The 17,189-nt window shown below is 70.2% G+C and carries 15 protein-coding genes; 7 read left to right on the forward strand and 8 right to left on the reverse strand.

Annotated elements, in window-relative coordinates; genetic code table 11:
- Positions 1–63 precede the first annotated feature (63 nt).
- Positions 64–1,374, reverse strand: coding sequence for an FtsX-like permease family protein (locus tag SSP08S_RS15085; protein ID WP_019068450.1), 1,311 nt, complete (start codon positions 1,372–1,374; stop codon positions 64–66).
- A 3-nt stretch (positions 1,375–1,377) separates the two neighbouring features.
- Positions 1,378–2,160, reverse strand: a complete 783-nt coding sequence (locus tag SSP08S_RS15090) for an ABC transporter ATP-binding protein (RefSeq protein WP_026178505.1) — start codon at positions 2,158–2,160, stop codon at positions 1,378–1,380.
- Positions 2,161–2,370: 210 nt separating this feature from the next.
- Here SSP08S_RS15090 and SSP08S_RS15095 point away from each other — a divergent pair, with 210 nt between their 5' ends.
- The 6 genes from SSP08S_RS15095 (at position 2,371) to SSP08S_RS15120 (ending at position 6,269) form a co-directional block, all read left to right on the forward strand.
- Positions 2,371–2,940, forward strand: coding sequence for a DUF4232 domain-containing protein (locus SSP08S_RS15095; RefSeq protein WP_019068452.1), 570 nt, complete (start codon positions 2,371–2,373; stop codon positions 2,938–2,940).
- On the forward strand, positions 2,937–3,305 hold the full coding sequence (locus tag SSP08S_RS15100) for a hypothetical protein (RefSeq protein ID WP_019068453.1): 369 nt from the start codon (positions 2,937–2,939) through the stop codon (positions 3,303–3,305). The genes SSP08S_RS15095 and SSP08S_RS15100 overlap by 4 nt, the downstream gene beginning before the upstream one ends.
- Positions 3,306–3,366: 61 nt before the next feature.
- Positions 3,367–4,047 (forward strand): ABC transporter permease, encoded by a 681-nt coding sequence (locus SSP08S_RS15105; protein ID WP_019068454.1) that lies wholly within the window; start codon positions 3,367–3,369, stop codon positions 4,045–4,047.
- Complete coding sequence (locus SSP08S_RS15110; protein WP_019068455.1) at positions 4,044–4,715, forward strand: ABC transporter permease; 672 nt, start codon at positions 4,044–4,046, stop codon at positions 4,713–4,715. The genes SSP08S_RS15105 and SSP08S_RS15110 overlap by 4 nt, the downstream gene beginning before the upstream one ends.
- A complete protein-coding gene (locus tag SSP08S_RS15115) occupies positions 4,712–5,650 on the forward strand; it encodes an ABC transporter substrate-binding protein (protein ID WP_019068456.1) in 939 nt (312 codons plus the stop codon). The genes SSP08S_RS15110 and SSP08S_RS15115 overlap by 4 nt, the downstream gene beginning before the upstream one ends.
- Positions 5,651–5,690: 40 nt before the next feature.
- Positions 5,691–6,269, forward strand: a complete 579-nt coding sequence (locus tag SSP08S_RS15120; RefSeq protein ID WP_026178506.1) for a hypothetical protein — start codon at positions 5,691–5,693, stop codon at positions 6,267–6,269.
- Positions 6,270–6,283: 14 nt separating this feature from the next.
- On the opposite strand, the gene SSP08S_RS15125 is transcribed toward SSP08S_RS15120, so the two are convergent.
- Positions 6,284–7,438 (reverse strand): betaine/proline/choline family ABC transporter ATP-binding protein, encoded by a 1,155-nt coding sequence (locus SSP08S_RS15125; RefSeq protein ID WP_019068458.1) that lies wholly within the window; start codon positions 7,436–7,438, stop codon positions 6,284–6,286.
- A gap of 201 nt (positions 7,439–7,639) precedes the next feature.
- Between SSP08S_RS15125 and SSP08S_RS15130 the strand changes: the two genes are divergently transcribed.
- A complete protein-coding gene (locus SSP08S_RS15130; protein ID WP_019068459.1) occupies positions 7,640–10,651 on the forward strand; it encodes an alpha-L-rhamnosidase in 3,012 nt (1,003 codons plus the stop codon).
- Here the strand turns inward: SSP08S_RS15130 and SSP08S_RS15135 are convergent.
- The 5 genes from SSP08S_RS15135 to SSP08S_RS15155 all read right to left on the reverse strand — a co-directional run bounded on the left by SSP08S_RS15135 (position 10,624) and on the right by SSP08S_RS15155 (position 17,135).
- Complete coding sequence (locus tag SSP08S_RS15135) at positions 10,624–11,292, reverse strand: LutC/YkgG family protein (protein ID WP_019068460.1); 669 nt, start codon at positions 11,290–11,292, stop codon at positions 10,624–10,626. The two genes, SSP08S_RS15130 and SSP08S_RS15135, sit on opposite strands and share 28 nt — an antisense overlap.
- The gene (locus SSP08S_RS15140) at positions 11,289–12,776 is read right to left on the reverse strand and encodes a LutB/LldF family L-lactate oxidation iron-sulfur protein (protein ID WP_019068461.1); all 1,488 of its coding nucleotides are present in this window, start codon (positions 12,774–12,776) and stop codon (positions 11,289–11,291) included. The genes SSP08S_RS15135 and SSP08S_RS15140 overlap by 4 nt, the downstream gene beginning before the upstream one ends.
- Complete coding sequence (locus SSP08S_RS15145) at positions 12,773–13,528, reverse strand: (Fe-S)-binding protein (RefSeq protein ID WP_019068462.1); 756 nt, start codon at positions 13,526–13,528, stop codon at positions 12,773–12,775. Before SSP08S_RS15145 ends, SSP08S_RS15140 begins: the two co-directional genes overlap by 4 nt.
- A 119-nt stretch (positions 13,529–13,647) precedes the next feature.
- The gene (locus SSP08S_RS15150; RefSeq protein WP_019068463.1) at positions 13,648–15,087 is read right to left on the reverse strand and encodes a rhamnulokinase; all 1,440 of its coding nucleotides are present in this window, start codon (positions 15,085–15,087) and stop codon (positions 13,648–13,650) included.
- A gap of 8 nt (positions 15,088–15,095) precedes the next feature.
- Positions 15,096–17,135: a bifunctional rhamnulose-1-phosphate aldolase/short-chain dehydrogenase gene (locus SSP08S_RS15155; protein WP_019068464.1), complete on the reverse strand. Its 2,040-nt coding sequence runs from the start codon at positions 17,133–17,135 to the stop codon at positions 15,096–15,098.
- Positions 17,136–17,189: the final 54 nt, after the last annotated feature.

A 17,189-nucleotide genomic window follows, 5' to 3' on the forward strand; every position in this document is an offset into this window, starting at 1 on the left:
ACCCTTCAGGGCGCGCTGAAAGGGGCAGTCACAGTAGCGACTGCCCCTCCCGTTCGGCGGGACTCACGCCGCCAGTGCCACCGACTCCACCGCCGGAGTCCGCAGCACCCGCCGTGTCGTCAGCAGACTCGTCCCCAGCGTCACCGTCGCCGCCACCGCGGCGACCGCGAGCCAGATGCCGAGCCCCTGGTGGGGCAGCACCGAGTCGGTCCGGACCATGGTGAACGGGATGATCCCCGCCAGCGCGGCCACCGTGCCGGACAGGACTCCGGTGACTGTGAGGATCGCCGTCTCGGTGCCCACCGTGCGCAGCACCTGTCCCGGAGTCGCGCCCGCCAGGCGCTGTCCGCCGAACTCCCGGGCGCGGTAAGTCGTCGCCGCGTACAGGGAGTTGACCAGCATCACGCAGACGAAGACCACGATGATGCCGACGACCGTGAAGTTGAGCGTCTCCAGGTTCTTCGCGTCCACCGACTTCGTCAGTCCCGAGGCCTTCACCGCGTCGCTCTCCACCGCCTGCATGTAGAGCGTCGCCGTGGACACCGCCGTGAACAGGATCAGCGACATCAGGATCCCGGCCAGCTCGGCGGCCCGCTCGCGCAGATTGCGGACGGCCAACCAGCCGCTCGCGCCCGCCAGTTCGAGGCGGTCGAGCAGCGACTTCAGCAGCCGGGGCGCCAGTAGCGCGAGCCCCACCGAGAGCAGGATCGCCCCGTACGCCGGTGCCGCCATCAGCGCCGCGTCCGTCGCGGAGAACGCGAAGGTCGACGACACCGACACCACACCCGCGACCAGCGCGCCGTACGCGAGCAACGTCCTTGCCCGGCCCGGCTGTTGACGCCCGCGCGTCGCCCGCCGTACGGCCAGGAACGCGGCGCCCGCCGAGGCGAGCAGGGTGATGCCGAGGCCGGACTGGAGGGCGTAGGGGCCGAAGGAGTAGTCGACGGACCGCGCCACCTGGCCGCTGTCCTGGAACACCCCGAGCAGTGCGCGCCCGCCGAGCATCGCCGGACCGACGGCGAGGAGCGCGCCCAGCAGGGCGACGGCCACCGCCTCACCCACGACCATCCGCCTGAGCTGCGCCGGGGTCGCCCCCGAGCAGCGCAGGGTCTCCAACTCCCTTGACCGCTGCCGCACGTTGACCGTCAGCGTCGAGGCGACGGCGAAGAACACCAGCAGGGTGCCGTAGCCGCCGACGACACTCGCCGACGTGGACAGCGTCTCGGAGCTGACCGGGTCGATGCCGTGCCGCGCCGCCGTGTCGTGCAGCGAGTTGAACGTCATGATGATCGCCGCGCCGAGGAACGCGGCCAGCAGTGTCGCCAGGAACCGCCCCGGCCGCTGCCGGATCGAACGCATCGCCAGTACGAACATCGCTCACACCCCCACCGTCACGTCGTCGCCCAGGTGCGCCAGCCGCTCGGCGACCGCGTCGACGGTCGGCGCGTGCATCTGTCCGGCGATCCGGCCGTCCGCGAGGAACACCACCGAGTCGGCGTACGAGGCCGCGACCGGGTCGTGCGTCACCATCACCACGGTCCGCCCGTGCACCCGCACCGCCTCCCGCAACAGCAGCAGCACATCCCGCGCGCTGCGCGTGTCCAGGGCTCCGGTCGGCTCGTCCGCGAAGATCACCCGGGGTTCGGCGACCAGCGCGCGGGCGATCGCGACCCGCTGCCGCTGACCACCGGAGAGCTGGTCGGGGCGGTGACCGAGCCGGTCCCCGAGACCGACCGCCGTCAGCACCTCCATGGCCCGCTCACGGTCGACGCGCCGCCCGGCCAGCCTCAGCGGCAGCACGGTGTTCTGCGCCACGGTGAGGGTGTCGAGGAGGTTGTACTGCTGGAACACGAACCCGATCCGCCCCCGCCGGAACTTCGTCAGCTCCGCCTCGCTCCCGCCCGTCAGCTCCGCGCCGTCGACCATCACGATCCCGCTGTCCGGCCGGTCGAGCCCCGCCGCGCACTGCAACAGCGTCGACTTGCCGGACCCCGAGGGCCCCATCACCGCCGTGAAGGTGCCGCGCTCCAGGCTCAGCGTGACCCCGTCCAGCGCCGTCACCGCGCTGTCGTCACGGCCGTAGGTCCTGCTGACCTTGACCAGCCGCAGCGCCTCGGCGGCGGGTCCCTTGTCGTGCGTGCGTCGTGCGCTGCGAAACATCGCCATCACCCTCCGTGCGGCACGCCCTGTGCCTCGCCCACGACGCTACGGAGAGGGCGGAGTACGCACATTGGGCGCAGAACCCGTATCGAGGGGTGTACTCAGCGACACCCTCGGGGTCGGGCGCGCAGGACCTGTTGTGACAGGGCTGTGACCGGAGGTATGGCTTCCGCCACAGCGGTTCCGGGCCGGTCTTGATCGACTCTGCGGATGCCGAGAAGCGCGTACGACACCGTCCTGGTCACGGTGGTGGGGCTCCTCGTCGGGGCCGTCATCTGGACGGTCTCAGCAGTGGCCTACGACGATCCCGCCGCCGGATGGCCGACGTCGGGCCCGATCTGCCCGGAGGAGGGCATCCGGGTCACCGCCGGACCGGTGAACCCCGCGCTGGGCCTGCGCGCCATGGACCTCACCCTGGAGAACTGCGGCACCCGCGCCTACCGCGTCGAGGGCTACCCCGAGATCCGGCTGTTCGACCGGGACCAGCAGCACGTCACCGGCGTGACGGTGGTCCACGGCAGCGGCGGTATCGCCACGGTGACCGGATTCGACGACCCGCCGAGCCCGGTGACACTGGCACCCGGTGAGACCGCCTCCGCCGGCCTGCTGTGGCGCAACACGGCCACCGGCTACGGTGGTTCGGCCTCCGTGCCGCATCTGACGGTCGCGGCGCGGCCCGGTTCTCTGCCGCTCCTCCTGACGCCGGACGGCGGCCTCGACCTCGGGACCACCGGCAGACTCGGCGTCGGACCGTGGCGCACCACCGGAGGCACCCGATGACGGACCAGGGCATCCCCGTCGACCGCTTCCCGCAGCGCCTCCTGCGCCGCTCGCCCGCGCACCGGCGGGCCGATGCCATCGCGTGCGCGCTGCTCGTCGGCCTCGACGTCCTCCTCGTCGCGCTGATCCTCCTGCTCGGCAGCGACGGCATCTTCACCGAGGACTGGATGGGCTACGCCGGGGTGATGGACTCCACGGGCGCGTCCTACCAGTACCACTGCGTCGTCCTCCTCTGCCGCGTCGAGGCCGTGACCGTCGCCCTGGCGATCGCCTGCCGCCTCTGGATCACGGCCGCCGCCCAACTCGTGGTCCTCACCTCCGCGGCGGTCTTCGTCGCCTCCCTCGCCACCTACTGGAACCCCTGACCGACGCCCGTACGGGTCACCAGAACGAGCCGCCCACCGGCCCGCCCGATGCAATGGACCTGTGACCGCGCCCCCGGACGACTGCCTCGCCCGCAACGAGTGGATCTGCGGCGAGTATCTGAGCACCCGCCGCCACATCCTCCTCGACGCGGTCGGCCAGCACCTCCAGCTCACCGCGATCTCGGTGCTCATCGGTCTCGCCGTCGCGCTGCCCCTCGCGGTCGTGGCCCGCCGCTGGGGCTGGGCCGCGGGACCGGTCCTCGCGGTGACGACGATCCTCTACACGATCCCGTCCCTGGCGATGTTCTCCCTGCTCCTGCCCGTCTACGGCCTCTCGGCCACCCTCGTCGTGGCCGGACTGGTCCTCTACTCACTCACCCTGCTCGTCCGCAACATCCTCGCGGGCCTGCGCGCCGTACCCGAGGAGACCCGACAGGCCGCACGCGGCATGGGCTACGGCCCGATCCGCCTCCTCCTCACCGTGGAACTGCCCCTCGCCCTCCCCGCCGCGATGGCCGGCCTGCGCATCGCCACCGTCTCGGCGGTCTCGCTGGTGACGGTCGGCGCGATCGTCGGCTTCGGAGGACTCGGCAACCTCATCTACGCGGGCATGAACACCTACTTCAAGGCACAGGTGCTCACCGCGTCCGTGCTGTGCGTGGTGATCGCGATCGTCGCCGACCTGCTCCTGCTGCTGGTGCAACGGCTGATCACCCCCTGGACGCGGGCGGTGCGCGGATGAACACCCTCACCGACGCCTGGCACTGGCTCACCGACCCCGCCCACTGGTCGGGCGACGACGGCATCTGGCACCGGCTCGCGCAGCACCTCGTCCTCACGGTCGTCTGCCTGGTCATCAGCTGCCTCATCGCACTCCCGGTCGCCCTCGTCCTCGGCCACCTCGGCAAGGGCGGCGCGCTCGCCGTCAACATCTCCAACATCGGCCGCGCGGTACCCACCTTCGCCGTACTGGTGCTGCTGCTCCTCACCCCGATCGGCAAGTGGGGCGAGGGGCCCACGGTCGTCGCCCTCGTCCTGTTCGCCGTACCGCCGCTGCTCACCAACGCGTACGTCGGCATGCGCGAGGTCGATCGCGATGTGGTGCGGGCCGCGCGCGGCATGGGGATGACAGGCCGTCAGATGCTGTTCCGCGTCGAACTTCCGCTCTCGCTCCCACTGTTGATGAACGGCGTACGGATCGCGGCCGTCCAACTCGTCGCGACCGCCACGATCGCCGCACTGGCGGGCGGCGGCGGACTGGGCCGCATCATCACCGCCGGCTTCAACCTCGCCAACACCGCGCAGGTGGTCGCCGGAGCGGTCCTCGTCGCCGTGTTCGCACTGCTCGTCGAGGGCGTCTTCGAGGTCGCCGAGCGACTCTCGCCCCGCTGGGCGAGGGGAGCGCGATGAGGCGGCACACCGTCGTGGCCGTACTGCTCCTGGCGGCCACCGGCTGCTCGACCGGACCCTCCCTGGAGAACAAGGGCGCCGTCACCGCACCGCCCGGTGACAGCCACCACCTCACCATCGGCTCGGCCGGATTCACCGAGAGCGATCTGCTCGCCCAGATGTACGCGCTGCTCCTGAAGCAGGCCGGCTACAAGACGTCCCTGCTCACCGTCGCCAACCGCGAACTCTACGAACCCGCCCTGGAATCAGGGCAGATCGACGTCGTACCCGAATACGCGGCCACCTTCGCCGACTGGCTCAACGCCAAGACCAACGGCCCCGACGCCCCGGCCGTCGGCTCACCCGACCTCACCACCACGATGAAGGCACTGCGCCGACTCGCCACGCCCCGGGGCCTCACGGTCCTCGACCCCGGAAAGGCCGTCGACCAGAACGCCTTCGCGGTGGCCCGCTCGTACGCACAGGAGCACCACCTCAAAACACTCAGCGACCTCGGTGCCTCGGGACTGAAGGTGCGGCTCGCGGCGGGCGACGAGTGCGTGCAACGGCCGTACTGCGAGCCCGGGTTGAAGAAGACCTACGGCATCGACATCACCGCCGTCGACCCGAAGGGCGTCGGCACGACCCAGGCCAAGAGCGCGGTGCGGAGCGGCCAGGACCAGATGGTGCTGACCACGACCACCGACGCCACCCTCGACGAGTTCGGCCTGGTCCTCCTCGCCGACGACAAGCACCTCCAGAACGCCGACTACGTCGTCCCGGTCGTCAACCGCTCCCGTGCGGGGAGCCCCGGCGTGACCAAGGCGCTGGGGAAACTCAACGACGTCCTCACCACGGCCGACCTGGCATCGATGAATCAACAGGTCGACAGCTGGCGGCGGTTGGCGCAGGACGTGGCGCGGACGTATCTGAAGGACAAGGGTCTGTTGAAGTGAAGCTCGGTGGATTGTCAGTGGTCGGTTGTAGCTTTCGGGCATGGGTGTCTATCTGATCGATGTCGGTGTTGGAGAGTGGCTGCGTGAGGACACGGGGGAAGGGGGAATGGGGGCGATCGCCAAGGGGCTGGACGCGGAGTTGGCGCGGCGCGGGCTGCCGCCGTATGCGGCTGCGCCGGAGCGGGAGGGGGCCCTGGGCTTCGAGGAGAAACTGAGCCCGTCCATGAAGGGTTTCGATGCGCTGTGCCGTGCTCAACTGACGCCTGAGGAACGTGCGTTGATCGGCGACTGGACGGTGCTGGTGCCGGTCTCGCTCGACGCGGAGATACGGTTGCCGATCGGCTCCGCGTACGCGGACGAGACGGTGATCGCGGGAGCGCCCCAGGTGCTCGCCCTCGCCGAACGACTGGCGGCGGCCGTGGAGTTGCCCGCCGAGGTACCGGAGGCGACCGAGAACCTGGCGCTCACCTTCTGGTTCCTGGAAGGAGAGGCGGAGGAACTGGCCGCTGCCCGCCCCGGCCGCTGGAGCGAGGACCTGGACACGGCCTTCTACGTGGCCCTTTACCTGCGAGCCGCCCAGCACTCACTGCGACTGGGCTGCCCCATCACCTACTCCTGACCCGCGAAGCGACCTCACGCGTCCGCCACCGAGTCGAAGTCCACCTGTCCGCGCGGCACTCCGAGGGCGTCCGCGTCCACGGAGCGCCGCAACGCCTCGTGCAGCTTTGCCGGAGTCAGCACACCGAGGAAGCGCGCACCGTCCAGCACGGCGACCCACCCGGCGTCGTGCTGGAGCATCACACCGAACGCCTGCTTCAGCGGGGCGCCCACCGGCACCCACGCGTTCATCCGGTGCGCGCGTTCCCCGACCGTGCCGCCGGCCGTGAGTTCGTCGGCCTTGACCCATCCCTGCAGTTCACCCTGCTCGTCGAGGACCACGGCCCACCGCGCGCCCTCGACCCGCAGCCGTTCGGCCGCCGACCGCGCGGGTTCGTCGACCCGGGCCACCGGCGGCTGCTCCAGGTCGTCGGGCTCGATCGCGGTGACGGACAGCCGCTTCAGCCCCCGGTCCGCGCCCACGAACGACGCGACATACGGCGTCGCCGGCTTGCCGAGCACCGCGCCCGGAGTGTCGTACTGCTCGATCCGCCCCTGCCCGTACACGGCGATACGGTCACCGAGCCGTACGGCCTCCTCGATGTCGTGCGTCACCAGCAGCACCGTCTTGCGCACAGTGGCCTGCATCCGCAGGAACTCGTCCTGCAACTGCTCCCGCACCACGGGGTCGACCGCGCCGAACGGTTCGTCCATCAGCAGCACCGGCGGATCGGCGGCCAGCGCCCGCGCCACCCCGACCCGCTGCCGCTGACCGCCCGACAACTGCTCCGGGTAGCGCGACCCGTACGTCTTCGGGTCCAGGCCCACCAGTTCGAGCAGTTCGGCGGCCCGCGCCCGCGCCTTCGCCCGCTTCCAGCCGACCAGGGACGGCACGGTCGCCGTGTTGTCGAGCACCGTGCGGTGCGGGAAGAGTCCCACCTGCTGGATGACGTAGCCGATACGGCGGCGCAGCTGCACCGGGTCGACGGAGGCGATGTCCTCGCCGTTCACGAGGATCCGGCCCGAGGTGGGCTCGATGAGCCGGTTGACCATCATCATGGTCGTCGTCTTGCCGCAGCCGGACGGGCCCACGAGCGTGACGAGTTCGCCCTCGTTCACCTCGAAGGACAGCCCGTCCACGGCCGTCGTACCGTCCGGATACCGCTTGCTGACCTGCTCGAACCGGATCATGACCTCACGCTAACGGCGCCGGTCCGACACCGCCCATCAACGGGGGCCTACTGGCTGGTGACGTGCTGCTTCCGGTTTTGAAATGTTTCAAATCCTGTGCTGTCGAGGAGGTGGACACACACCTTTAACCGCACTATTTTCGACCATCGAGCGGACTGAACCGATACAACTCCACCGCTCGGCGGGCCGAAGGGACAGGGCATGAACGACGGAGTCGCCGTTTCCGGCACCACGGTGTCGGGCCTCACGGTGGAGCACCGCACCGACCCGCTCGGCGTGGACGCGGACCACCCGAGGTTCGGGTGGCGCATGACGTCCGGCGCGCGTGGCAGGCACCAGACCGCGTACCGCATCCAGGTCGCCTCCTCACCCGCGCACCTGGCCGACGACCGGGCCGACATCTGGGACAGCGGTCGCGTCGACTCGGCGGACTCGGTCGCGATCCGTTACGCGGGCCCCGATCTCCACGCCTCGACCCGCTACCACTGGACGGTGACGGTGTGGGACGAGCACGGCCGTGCCACCTCCGCCACCGCCCACTTCGAGACCGGCCTCCTCAGCACCGACGGAGTCACCGGCTGGGACGGCGCGCGATGGATCGGCATGGCCGGCAAGCGGCCGAACAGCGAGGGAGCGCCCCTGCTGCGCCGCCGGACCGCGCTGACCGGCGAGCGGGTGAGCGAGGCCCGGCTGTATGTGTCGGCACTCGGCGTGTACGAGGCCTACGTCAACGGCCGGCGGGTCACGGTGCCGCACGGCGACGGCACGACCCACGAACTCCTGACCCCCGGCTGGACCAACTACGAGACCACCGTCGACTACTTCACCTACGACGTCACCCACCTGCTGACGGACCCGTCACAGGACCCGTCCCAGGTCACCCTCGCGGCCGTACTCGGCAACGGCTGGTACAACAGCCGCATCTCCGAGAACAGCCCCTACTACGCGGCCGACGGCAACTCCCTTGCCCTGAAGGCGAAACTGCTCGTCCGCTACGCCGACGGCTCCACCCAGACGATCGTCACCGCGCCCGACGAGGACTGGCGAGCCACGGACACCGGCCCCCATCGCGCCGACGACATCTACGACGGCCAGACCTACGACGCCCGCCGGGAACTCCCGGGCTGGACGGCCAACGGCTATGACGCCACCGGCTGGTCCGCCGTCGAGGAGCACAACCACCCGTTCCCCGAAGCCCGGTTGGTCTCGCATTCCGGTGAGAGTGCCCGCCTGGTGCCGAGTTGGGACCGTAAGCCGTGCTCGGTCACCGTCTACACCGGTGTGGCCGACGAGGAGGGCAGCGCGAACGGCTTGGGCCGGATCGTGGTCGACCCTGCCCGCACGGTCACCGACCCCGGCCCGGCGGCCAGCGCCTCCGTCACCCTGCACCCCGGCGACACCGCGGTCATCGACCTCGGCCAGAACCTCGTCGGCGTGCCCCGCTACACAGTGCGCGGCCCGTCGGGCGCCCAAGTAGTGTGCAAACCGGGGGAGATGCTCAACGACGACAGCGCAGGCGCCGACGGACCCGTCGGCTCGGTCTACCGCGCCAACCTGCGCACCGCCCGGGCGACCAGCACCTACATCCTCAGGGGCGACCCGGCCGGTGAGACCCACGAGGACTCGCTGACCTTCTACGGCTTCCGCTACGTCTCCGTCACCACAACCGAGACCGTCACCCTCACCGAATTCACCGGCCGGGTCGCCACCTCCGCCTTCCATGACATCGGCACCGTCACCACCGACGACGCCGACGTCAACCAGCTGATCAGCAACGTCCGTTGGGGCCAGCGCGGCAACTACCTCTGGATCCCCACCGACTGCCCCCAGCGAGACGAACGCCTCGGTTGGACCGGCGACACCCAGCTCTTCGCCAACACCGGCCTCTACAACGCCGATTCGGTCACCTTCCTCAGCCACTTCCAGGACACCCTGACCGACTCACAGCGCCTCTATGGCGCGGACGGTGCGCAGTTCCCCTGGGTCGCCCCCGGCCACCGCTTCAGTCAGCCGATCCCGGCGAGCGGCTGGGCGGACTGCGGAGTGGTCGTGCCCTGGACGGTGTGGCAGATGACCGGCGACACCACGATCATCGACCGCAGTTGGGCGGCGATGACCAAGTACGTCGACTGGATCCGGGATTTCACCGGCGACACCTACGCCGGCCGGGGCGCGGTCTTCGGCGACTGGCTCGCCTTCCAGATCACCAGCACCCAGCTCATCAGCGACGCCTACTACGGCTACAGCGCCCGCCTGATGGCCGACATGGCCCACGCCACCGGCCGTACCGCCGAGGCCGCCGCCCACGAAGAACTCTTCACCCGCATCAGGCGAGCCTTCATCACCAAGTACCTTGCCACCGACCCCGGTTCGGGCCGCATCACCGTCCGCTCCAGCCTCGGCGAACCACCGCCGTACACACCCGGCAACACCGCCGGCAAGACCGAGGACGACACCCAGACCGCCCTGCTCTGGATCCTCAAACTCGGCTTCTACGACACGGAGGACCAGCACCGCCAACTGGTCACCCTGCTCGCCGACAACATCGGCAACAGCGAGGCCTACAAGGCGGCCCACCCCGACAGCACCCGCGTCCAGTACGCCGAGAACACCCTCTCCGTCGGCTTCCTCGGCGTGAACGTCGTCGCGCCCGTCCTCACCGACGAGGGCCGCGTCGACCTGGCGTACCGGCTCCTCCACCAGAACGCGATGCCGTCCTGGCTCTACTCGGTGGCCAACGGCGCCACCACCGTCTGGGAGCGCTGGAACTCGTACTCCGAGGAGGACGGCTTCGGCCCGGTCGACATGAACTCCTTCAACCACTACTCCTACGGCGCGATCATGGAGTGGATGTACGAGAGCATGGCCGGCATCGCCAAGGACCCGGCCCACCCGGGCTTCCGCCACTTCTTCCTCCGGCCCCACCTCGACCCCACCGGCAGGATCACCCGGGTGACCGGCTCGCACATCTCGCCCTACGGCGAGATCGTCAGCGAATGGAGCCTGCGGGAAGGGGAGTTGACGTACCGGGCGGTCGTCCCCGCCAACAGCACGGCGACCCTGCGCATCCCCACCGCCGACCCGGCCACCGTCCGCGAGCACGGGACACCACTCGCCGAGGCGGCGGGCGTTCGGTTCCTCGGCTTCGCGGACGGCACCGCCTCCTTCGAACTCCCCTCGGGGAGCTACGAGTTGTCCTCCGCGCTCGGCTGATCGCTCACCAGCACCACCTCCAGGGTGCGCGGACCGTGCACCCCCTCGACCCGGTCAAGCTCGATGTCGCTGGTCGCCGACGGACCGGAGATCCAGGTCAACGGGCGGGTGGGGTCCAGGCGTTGGAGCGCCTGGGGCACCGAGGAGACGACCTGGTCCGGCACCCGTACGACACAGATGTGGTGGTCGGGGACGAGGGTGATGCGGCGGCGGCCCTGGTCGGGGCTGCCGTCCAGGACGATGGTGCCGGTCTCGGCGGCGGCCACCGCGCACGCCGTGACGACACTGTCGACCCGGTCCAGCTCGTGGGGGGTGTTCTCGGCACGGTCCGTGATCTGCTCGGCGTCGACCGCCGTGAGCCAGGACGGCTCCAGCCCCGGCGGCACGACGACCGACCCGGCACCGCGCTCGGAGAGCAACCGCCCGATGACGGCGGCGAGTTCGGACTCCGCGCACCGGTGCACGATCGCCCGGTAGTCCGCCAGGTTCTCGGCGAGCAGATCGACCGTCTCCTCGACGGTCCGGTTCCCGTGCTCCCGCAGATAGTCTCGCCGAACCGCCTGCTCGTACGGCGTGTCGTCCTCGCGCACATCGGTGAGCGCGCGCTGCACGCGGCCCAGAATCCGTTCCCTGCTGCTCACTTGGCACCGTCCTTTCCGCCGTGCGTGCGCTGCCACCAGTCGCGGAACGGCTCCGCGGGCACGGTCGGCAGCTCCCGGGTGCCGCTCCACGCCTTGCCGGGGCCGGGCAGTGAGCGTGGATGGAAGCGTCGGGTGCGGGAGGCGAGCCGCTGGCCGGTGCGCAGGGCACCAGGGTGGGCGAACGTCCAGCGCGCCGCCCGCATGGCGGCCCGCTCGGCGGCATGCCCCTTCGCGGGCCGCAGCACCACCTTGTTGCCCTCACGCGTCACCGGCCCTCCCTCCACGACCCGCTCCCGCAGATGCACCAGCACCTCGGGGATGTCGATGGCGACCGGGCACACCTCGTAGCAGGCACCGCACAGCGACGAGGCGTACGGCAGCGAGGCGTCGATCTCGCTTGCCGTGCCCCGGAGTTGGGGGCTGAGGATCGCGCCGATCGGGCCCGGATAGACCGAGCCGTAGGCGTGGCCGCCGGCCCGCTCGTACACCGGGCAGACGTTGAGACAGGCCGAGCAGCGGATGCAGCGCAGCGCCTGGCGGCCGACCTCGTCGGCGAGGGTGTCGCTGCGGCCGTTGTCGAGCAGCACCAGGTGGAAGGCGCGGGGGCCGTCGCCGTCCGTCGTACCCGTCCAGGTGCTGGTGTACGGGTTCATGCGCTCGGCCGTCGAGGAGCGGGGGAGGGTCTGCAGGAACACCTCCAGGTCCTGCCAGGTGGGCACGATCTTCTCGATGCCGACGACCGAGATCAGCGTCTCGGGGAGGGTGAGGCACATCCGGCCGTTGCCCTCGGACTCGACGACGACGAGGGTGCCGGTGTCGGCGACCATGAAGTTGGCGCCGGAGACACCGACCTTGGCACGCAGGAACTTCTCACGGAGGTGCAGGCGGGCGGCCTCGGCGAGTTCGGCCGGTGTGTCCGTCAGGCCCTCCGGTGCCGGGCGGCCCCACTCGCTCATCTCGCGGGCGAAGATCTCCCGGATCTCACCGCGGTTGCGATGGATCGCCGGGACCAGGATGTGCGAGGGCCGGTCCTTGCCCAACTGCACGATCAGCTCGGCGAGATCGGTCTCGTAGGCCCGGATGCCCTCCGCCTCCAGCGCCTCGTTGAGCCCGATCTCCTGCGTGGCCATCGACTTGACCTTGACGACCTCCGACTCGCCCGTCTCCTGGACGAGTTGGACGACGATCCGGTTGGCCTCCTCCGCGTCGGCCGCCCAGTGGACGACACCGCCGGCCGCCGTCACCGACTCCTCCAACTGGACCAGATAGCGGTCGAGATGACGGAGCGTGTGGTCCTTGATCTGCTTGCCGGCCTCGCGGAGTTCGGCCCAGTCGGACACCTCGGCGACGGCCTTGGCGCGTTTGGCGCGGATCGTGTGGGTGGCGTGCCGCAGATTTCCGCGCAGGGTCTGGTTGTTGACGGCCTCGTGCGCGGCCACGGGGAAGGCCGGGAACGCGGGCATACCGACGAACGTGCCGCTCATGAGCGTGAGTCCTCTTCCGTGGCGGCCAGGATCTCCGCGATGTGGACGGGCCGCATGTCGGTGTGGAGCCGGGCCATCGTGCCGCCGATGTGCATCAGACAGGAGTTGTCCGCCGCACACAGCACCTCCGCGCCCGTCGACCGGGCGTTGCGCACCTTGTCGGCGCCCATCGCCGCCGAGACATCGGCGTTCTTCACGGCGAACGTCCCGCCGAAGCCGCAGCACTCGTCGGCACCCGGCAGCTCGACCAACTCCAGCCCCTTGACGGCCTGGAGGAGCCTGAGCGGCCGGTCACCGAGCCCCAGGCTGCGCAGCCCGTGGCAGGTGGGGTGATACGTCACCTTGTGCGGATAGCAGGCACCCACATCCGTCACCCCGAGCACGTCCACGAGGAACTCGGTCAGTTCGTACGTCTTGGGCACGACCGGCGCGAGCGTGGCCGCGAGGGTGTCCCCGCGCCCCTCCGCCCGGGCCCTTTCACCCATGCGGGGATACAGTTCCCGCACCATCGCCCCGCACGACCCGGACGGCGTAACGATCGCCTCGTACTCCCCGAAGACATCGGAGAAATGCCGGGCGAGCGGTTCGGCCTCATGGCGGTAGCCGGTGTTGTAGTGCGCCTGTCCGCAGCAGGTCTGCGCCATCGGGAAGTCGACCTCGACGCCCAGTCTGGTCAGCAGTTTCACCACGGCGCGCCCGGTGTCCGGATAGAGCGTGTCGTTGACGCAAGTCAGGAACAGGGCGACACGCATCGCGGCTCCTTAGTGGTCGATCATCGGATGGATGCAGCGTAGTCGGAGGTCACCGTCTGGGGGAGCCCCCGGCTCAGCTCACACGGCGAGCCGGAGGTCATTGTCCTAGGGTTCCCGGTTCACCGAGCGGCGAGCCGGGCCTCCGCGGCCCGCCAGCGGGCGGTGTCGCCCTGCGGTTCGTACCTGGTCGAAGGCTGGGTACGGGCGAGGAGTCCCCGCATCCCGGCCAGGTCACCGACGAGCCCGTGGGCCCGCGCCTGAACGAGCACATTGCCCAGGGCCGCCGCCTCCGTGGGCCCCGCCACCACCGGCAACCCGCAGGCGTCGGCGGTCAGTTGGCACAGCAGCGCGTTGCGCGTACCGCCCCCCACGATGTGCACCACATCGACCGGATGGTCGGCGAGCACCTGCGCCTCGTTGACCGCTCGCCGATGCGCGAGCGCGAGCGAGTCGAGAATGCAGCGCGTGATCTCGGCCCGGGACTCCGGCACCGGCTGCCCCGAGCCGCGACAGGCATCCGCGATCCGCTCCGGCATCCGCCCCGGTGCCAGAAACACCGCGTCACCCGCGTCCACCACCGACCGCAGCGCCGGCACCCTGGCCGCCCCGCGCAGCAACTCGCCCAACTCCGGCTCGCCCCAGGCCCGTACACACTCCTGAAGCAGCCACAGCCCCATGATGTTGCGCAGATAGCGGACTGTGCCGTCGAGCCCCAGCTCATTGGTGAAGTTGGCGGCCCGACTTGCCTCACTGAGCACGGGCGCGTCGAGCTCCAGCCCGGCCAGGGACCAAGTCCCGGTACAGATATAGGCGAACCGCTCCTCGACGGCGGGCACGGCGGCGACCGCGGACGCCGTGTCGTGCGACCCGACCACCGTCACCGGCACAGGTCCGCTCAGCCCCGTCTCCTCCAACACCTCGGCCCGCAGCACCCCGGCCGGATCCCCCGGCTGCCGCAGGGGCGCGAACAATCCGAGGTCGATGCCGAGCCGCGAGGCGATGTCGTACGACCAGTCGCGCGTCCGGGGATCGACGAGTTGGGTGGTGGAGGCATTGGTCAGCTCGGTGCCCTGCTCCCCGGTGAGCCAGTAGGACAGCAGATCGGGGATGAGCAACAGCCGCTCAGCACAGGCGAGTTGAGCCGAATCACGCGCCGCCGTCAGCTGGTACAGCGTGTTGAAGGGCGCGTACTGCAACCCGGTCGACGCGTACAACTCGCTCGCCGGCACGGTCGCCCACACCTTCTCGGCGACCCCCTCCGTGCGGGCGTCCCGATAATGCACGGGGTTGCCGAGCAGGGCCCCGTCCGCGTCCAACAAGCCGTAGTCCACGGCCCAGCTGTCGATGCCGACGGAATCGACAGCCGGTCCCGCGGCCCGGAGCCCGTCGAGAACCCCCGCGTACAGGCCGAGGATGTCCCAGCGCAGCCCCTCCGGAGTCCGGACGGGCCGGTTGGGAAAGCGGTGGGCCTCCGCCAACTCCAGGGAGTCCGGCCCGACACGGCCGACCATGACCCGCCCACTGGACGCGCCGAGGTCGACCGCTGCGTACGCCTTCACGTCGGCGCTCACCGAAGGAAGGCTGCCGCAACGCCGGCGTCGACCGGGACGTGCAGCCCGGTGGTGTGCGTCAAGTCCCCACCCGTGAGGGCGAATACGGCGTTGGCGACATGCTCGGGCAGCACCTCCCGCTTGAGGATGGTGCGTTGGGCGTAGAACTCGCCGAGCTTCTCCTCCTCGATCCCGTAGGTCGCCGCCCGCTGCGCACCCCAACCGCCCGCGAAGATGCCCGAACCGCGCACGACCCCGTCCGGGTTGATCCCGTTGACCCGGATCCCGTGCTCGCCCAACTCGGCGGCCAGCAGCCGTACTTGATGGGCCTGGTCGGCCTTGGTGGCGGAGTAGGCGATGTTGTTGGGCCCGGCGAACACGGCGTTCTTGGACGCGATGTAGAGGATGTCGCCCCCGAGCCCCTGCGCGATCATCGCCCGCGCGGCCTCACGCGAGACGAGGAAGGAACCCCGGGCCATGATGTCGTGCTGCAGATCCCAGTCCCGAGCCGAAGTCTCCAACAGGGGCTTGGAGATGGAGATCCCCGCGTTGTTGACGACGAGATCGACCCCGCCGAAGGCGAGCAGCGCGGCCTTGAAGGCATCGGCGATCTGCCCCTCGTCCGTCACATCGACAGTGACGGCAACGGCCTTGTCGGACCCGCCGAGTTCCTGGGCGACGGAGGCCGCGTTCTCGGAGTTGAGATCGGCGATCACGACGCACGCGCCCTCGTCGACCAGCCGCCGCGCGATCGCCTTGCCGATCCCGCTACCCGCACCGGTCACGACCGCGACCCGCGTGGCAAGCGGCTTGGGCTTCGGCATCCGCTGCAACTTGGCCTCTTCCAGGGCCCAGTACTCGATACGGAACTTCTCCGACTCCTCGATCGGCGCGTACGACGACACCGCCTCGGCGCCGCGCATCACGTTGATGGCGTTGACGTAGAACTCGCCGGCCACCCGCGCCGTCTGCTTGTCCTTGCCGAAGGAGAACATGCCCACGCCCGGGATCAGCACGATCGCCGGGTCGGCGCCGCGCATGGCGGGTGAGTCGGGCACGGCATGCCGCTGGTAGTAGGCGGCGTACTCCTCGCGATAGACGGCGTGCAGTTCCTTCAGCCGCGCGATCGCCTCGTCCAGCGGAGCGTCGGGCGGCAGATCGAGAACGAGCGGCCTGACCTTGGTCCGCAGAAAGTGGTCGGGGCACGAGGTCCCGAGCGCCGCGAGCCGGGGATGCTCGGCCCGCGCGAGGAAGTCGAGCACGACTTCGGAGTCGGTGAAGTGTCCGACCTGCGGCCGGTCTTGGGACGCGACGGCACGGACGTACGGCGCGAGGGCGGCGGCCCGCTCCCGCCGCTCACCGTCGCCGAGCGCACCGTACCCCTCGACGACGGGCCCGAAGGGCTCGGGCCTCCCGCGCTCGACGAGAAACGCCTCGGCGGTACGGATGATGTGCAACGAGTTCCGCTCGCACTCCTCGGAACTCGCGCCCCAAGCGGTGATCCCATGCCCCCCGAGCACACACCCGATGGCCTGCGGATTGGCCTCCTTGACGGCGGCGATGTCCAGCCCCAGCTGGAACCCGGGCCGCCGCCACGGCACCCACACCACGGAGTCCCCGAAACACTCGGCGGTCAGCTTCTCCCCGTCGGCGGCGCAAGCGAGCGCGATCCCGGAATCGGGATGCAGATGATCGACATGAGCCGCGTCCACGAGCCCGTGCATGGCGGTGTCGATGGAGGGCGCCGCGCCCCCCTTCCCGTGCAGGCAGTAGTCGAACGCGGCGACCATCTCGTCCTCGCGGTCCACACCCGGGTACACGTCGACGAGCGCCCGCAACCGGTCCAGCCGCAACACCGCGAGCCCGCCCTCGGTGAGCGTCCCGAGGTCACCCCCGGACCCCTTCACCCACATCAACTCGACATCACCCCCGGTGACGGGGTCGGTGTCGGTGCCCTTGGCGGACGCGTTGCCGCCGGCGTAGTTGGTGTTGCGCGGATCAGCGCCAAGCCGATGAGAGCGGCCGAGGAGAGAGGCGGCTTCGGGGTGCGGTGCCATGAACTTGGGTCCTTACACGAGAGAGGTGAGTTGATTCCCTAGGGGCGCGGGGCT

This window comes from Streptomyces hokutonensis, from assembly GCF_000376565.1.
Lineage (GTDB): Bacteria > Actinomycetota > Actinomycetes > Streptomycetales > Streptomycetaceae > Streptomyces > Streptomyces hokutonensis.

Bases quoted from the DNA above. Each gene is read 5' to 3' on its own strand.
- SSP08S_RS15085 (WP_019068450.1), bottom strand. From the start codon at position 1,374: ATGTTCGTACTGGCGATGCGTTCGATCCGGCAGCGGCCGGGGCGGTTC.
- SSP08S_RS15090 (WP_026178505.1), bottom strand. From the start codon at position 2,160: ATGTTTCGCAGCGCACGACGCACGCACGACAAGGGACCCGCCGCCGAG.
- SSP08S_RS15095 (WP_019068452.1), top strand. From the start codon at position 2,371: ATGCCGAGAAGCGCGTACGACACCGTCCTGGTCACGGTGGTGGGGCTC.
- SSP08S_RS15100 (WP_019068453.1), top strand. From the start codon at position 2,937: ATGACGGACCAGGGCATCCCCGTCGACCGCTTCCCGCAGCGCCTCCTG.
- SSP08S_RS15110 (WP_019068455.1), top strand. From the start codon at position 4,044: ATGAACACCCTCACCGACGCCTGGCACTGGCTCACCGACCCCGCCCAC.
- SSP08S_RS15115 (WP_019068456.1), top strand. From the start codon at position 4,712: ATGAGGCGGCACACCGTCGTGGCCGTACTGCTCCTGGCGGCCACCGGC.
- SSP08S_RS15120 (WP_026178506.1), top strand. From the start codon at position 5,691: ATGGGTGTCTATCTGATCGATGTCGGTGTTGGAGAGTGGCTGCGTGAG.
- SSP08S_RS15125 (WP_019068458.1), bottom strand. From the start codon at position 7,438: ATGATCCGGTTCGAGCAGGTCAGCAAGCGGTATCCGGACGGTACGACG.
- SSP08S_RS15130 (WP_019068459.1), top strand. From the start codon at position 7,640: ATGAACGACGGAGTCGCCGTTTCCGGCACCACGGTGTCGGGCCTCACG.
- SSP08S_RS15140 (WP_019068461.1), bottom strand. From the start codon at position 12,776: ATGAGCGGCACGTTCGTCGGTATGCCCGCGTTCCCGGCCTTCCCCGTG.
- SSP08S_RS15145 (WP_019068462.1), bottom strand. From the start codon at position 13,528: ATGCGTGTCGCCCTGTTCCTGACTTGCGTCAACGACACGCTCTATCCG.
- SSP08S_RS15155 (WP_019068464.1), bottom strand. From the start codon at position 17,135: ATGGCACCGCACCCCGAAGCCGCCTCTCTCCTCGGCCGCTCTCATCGG.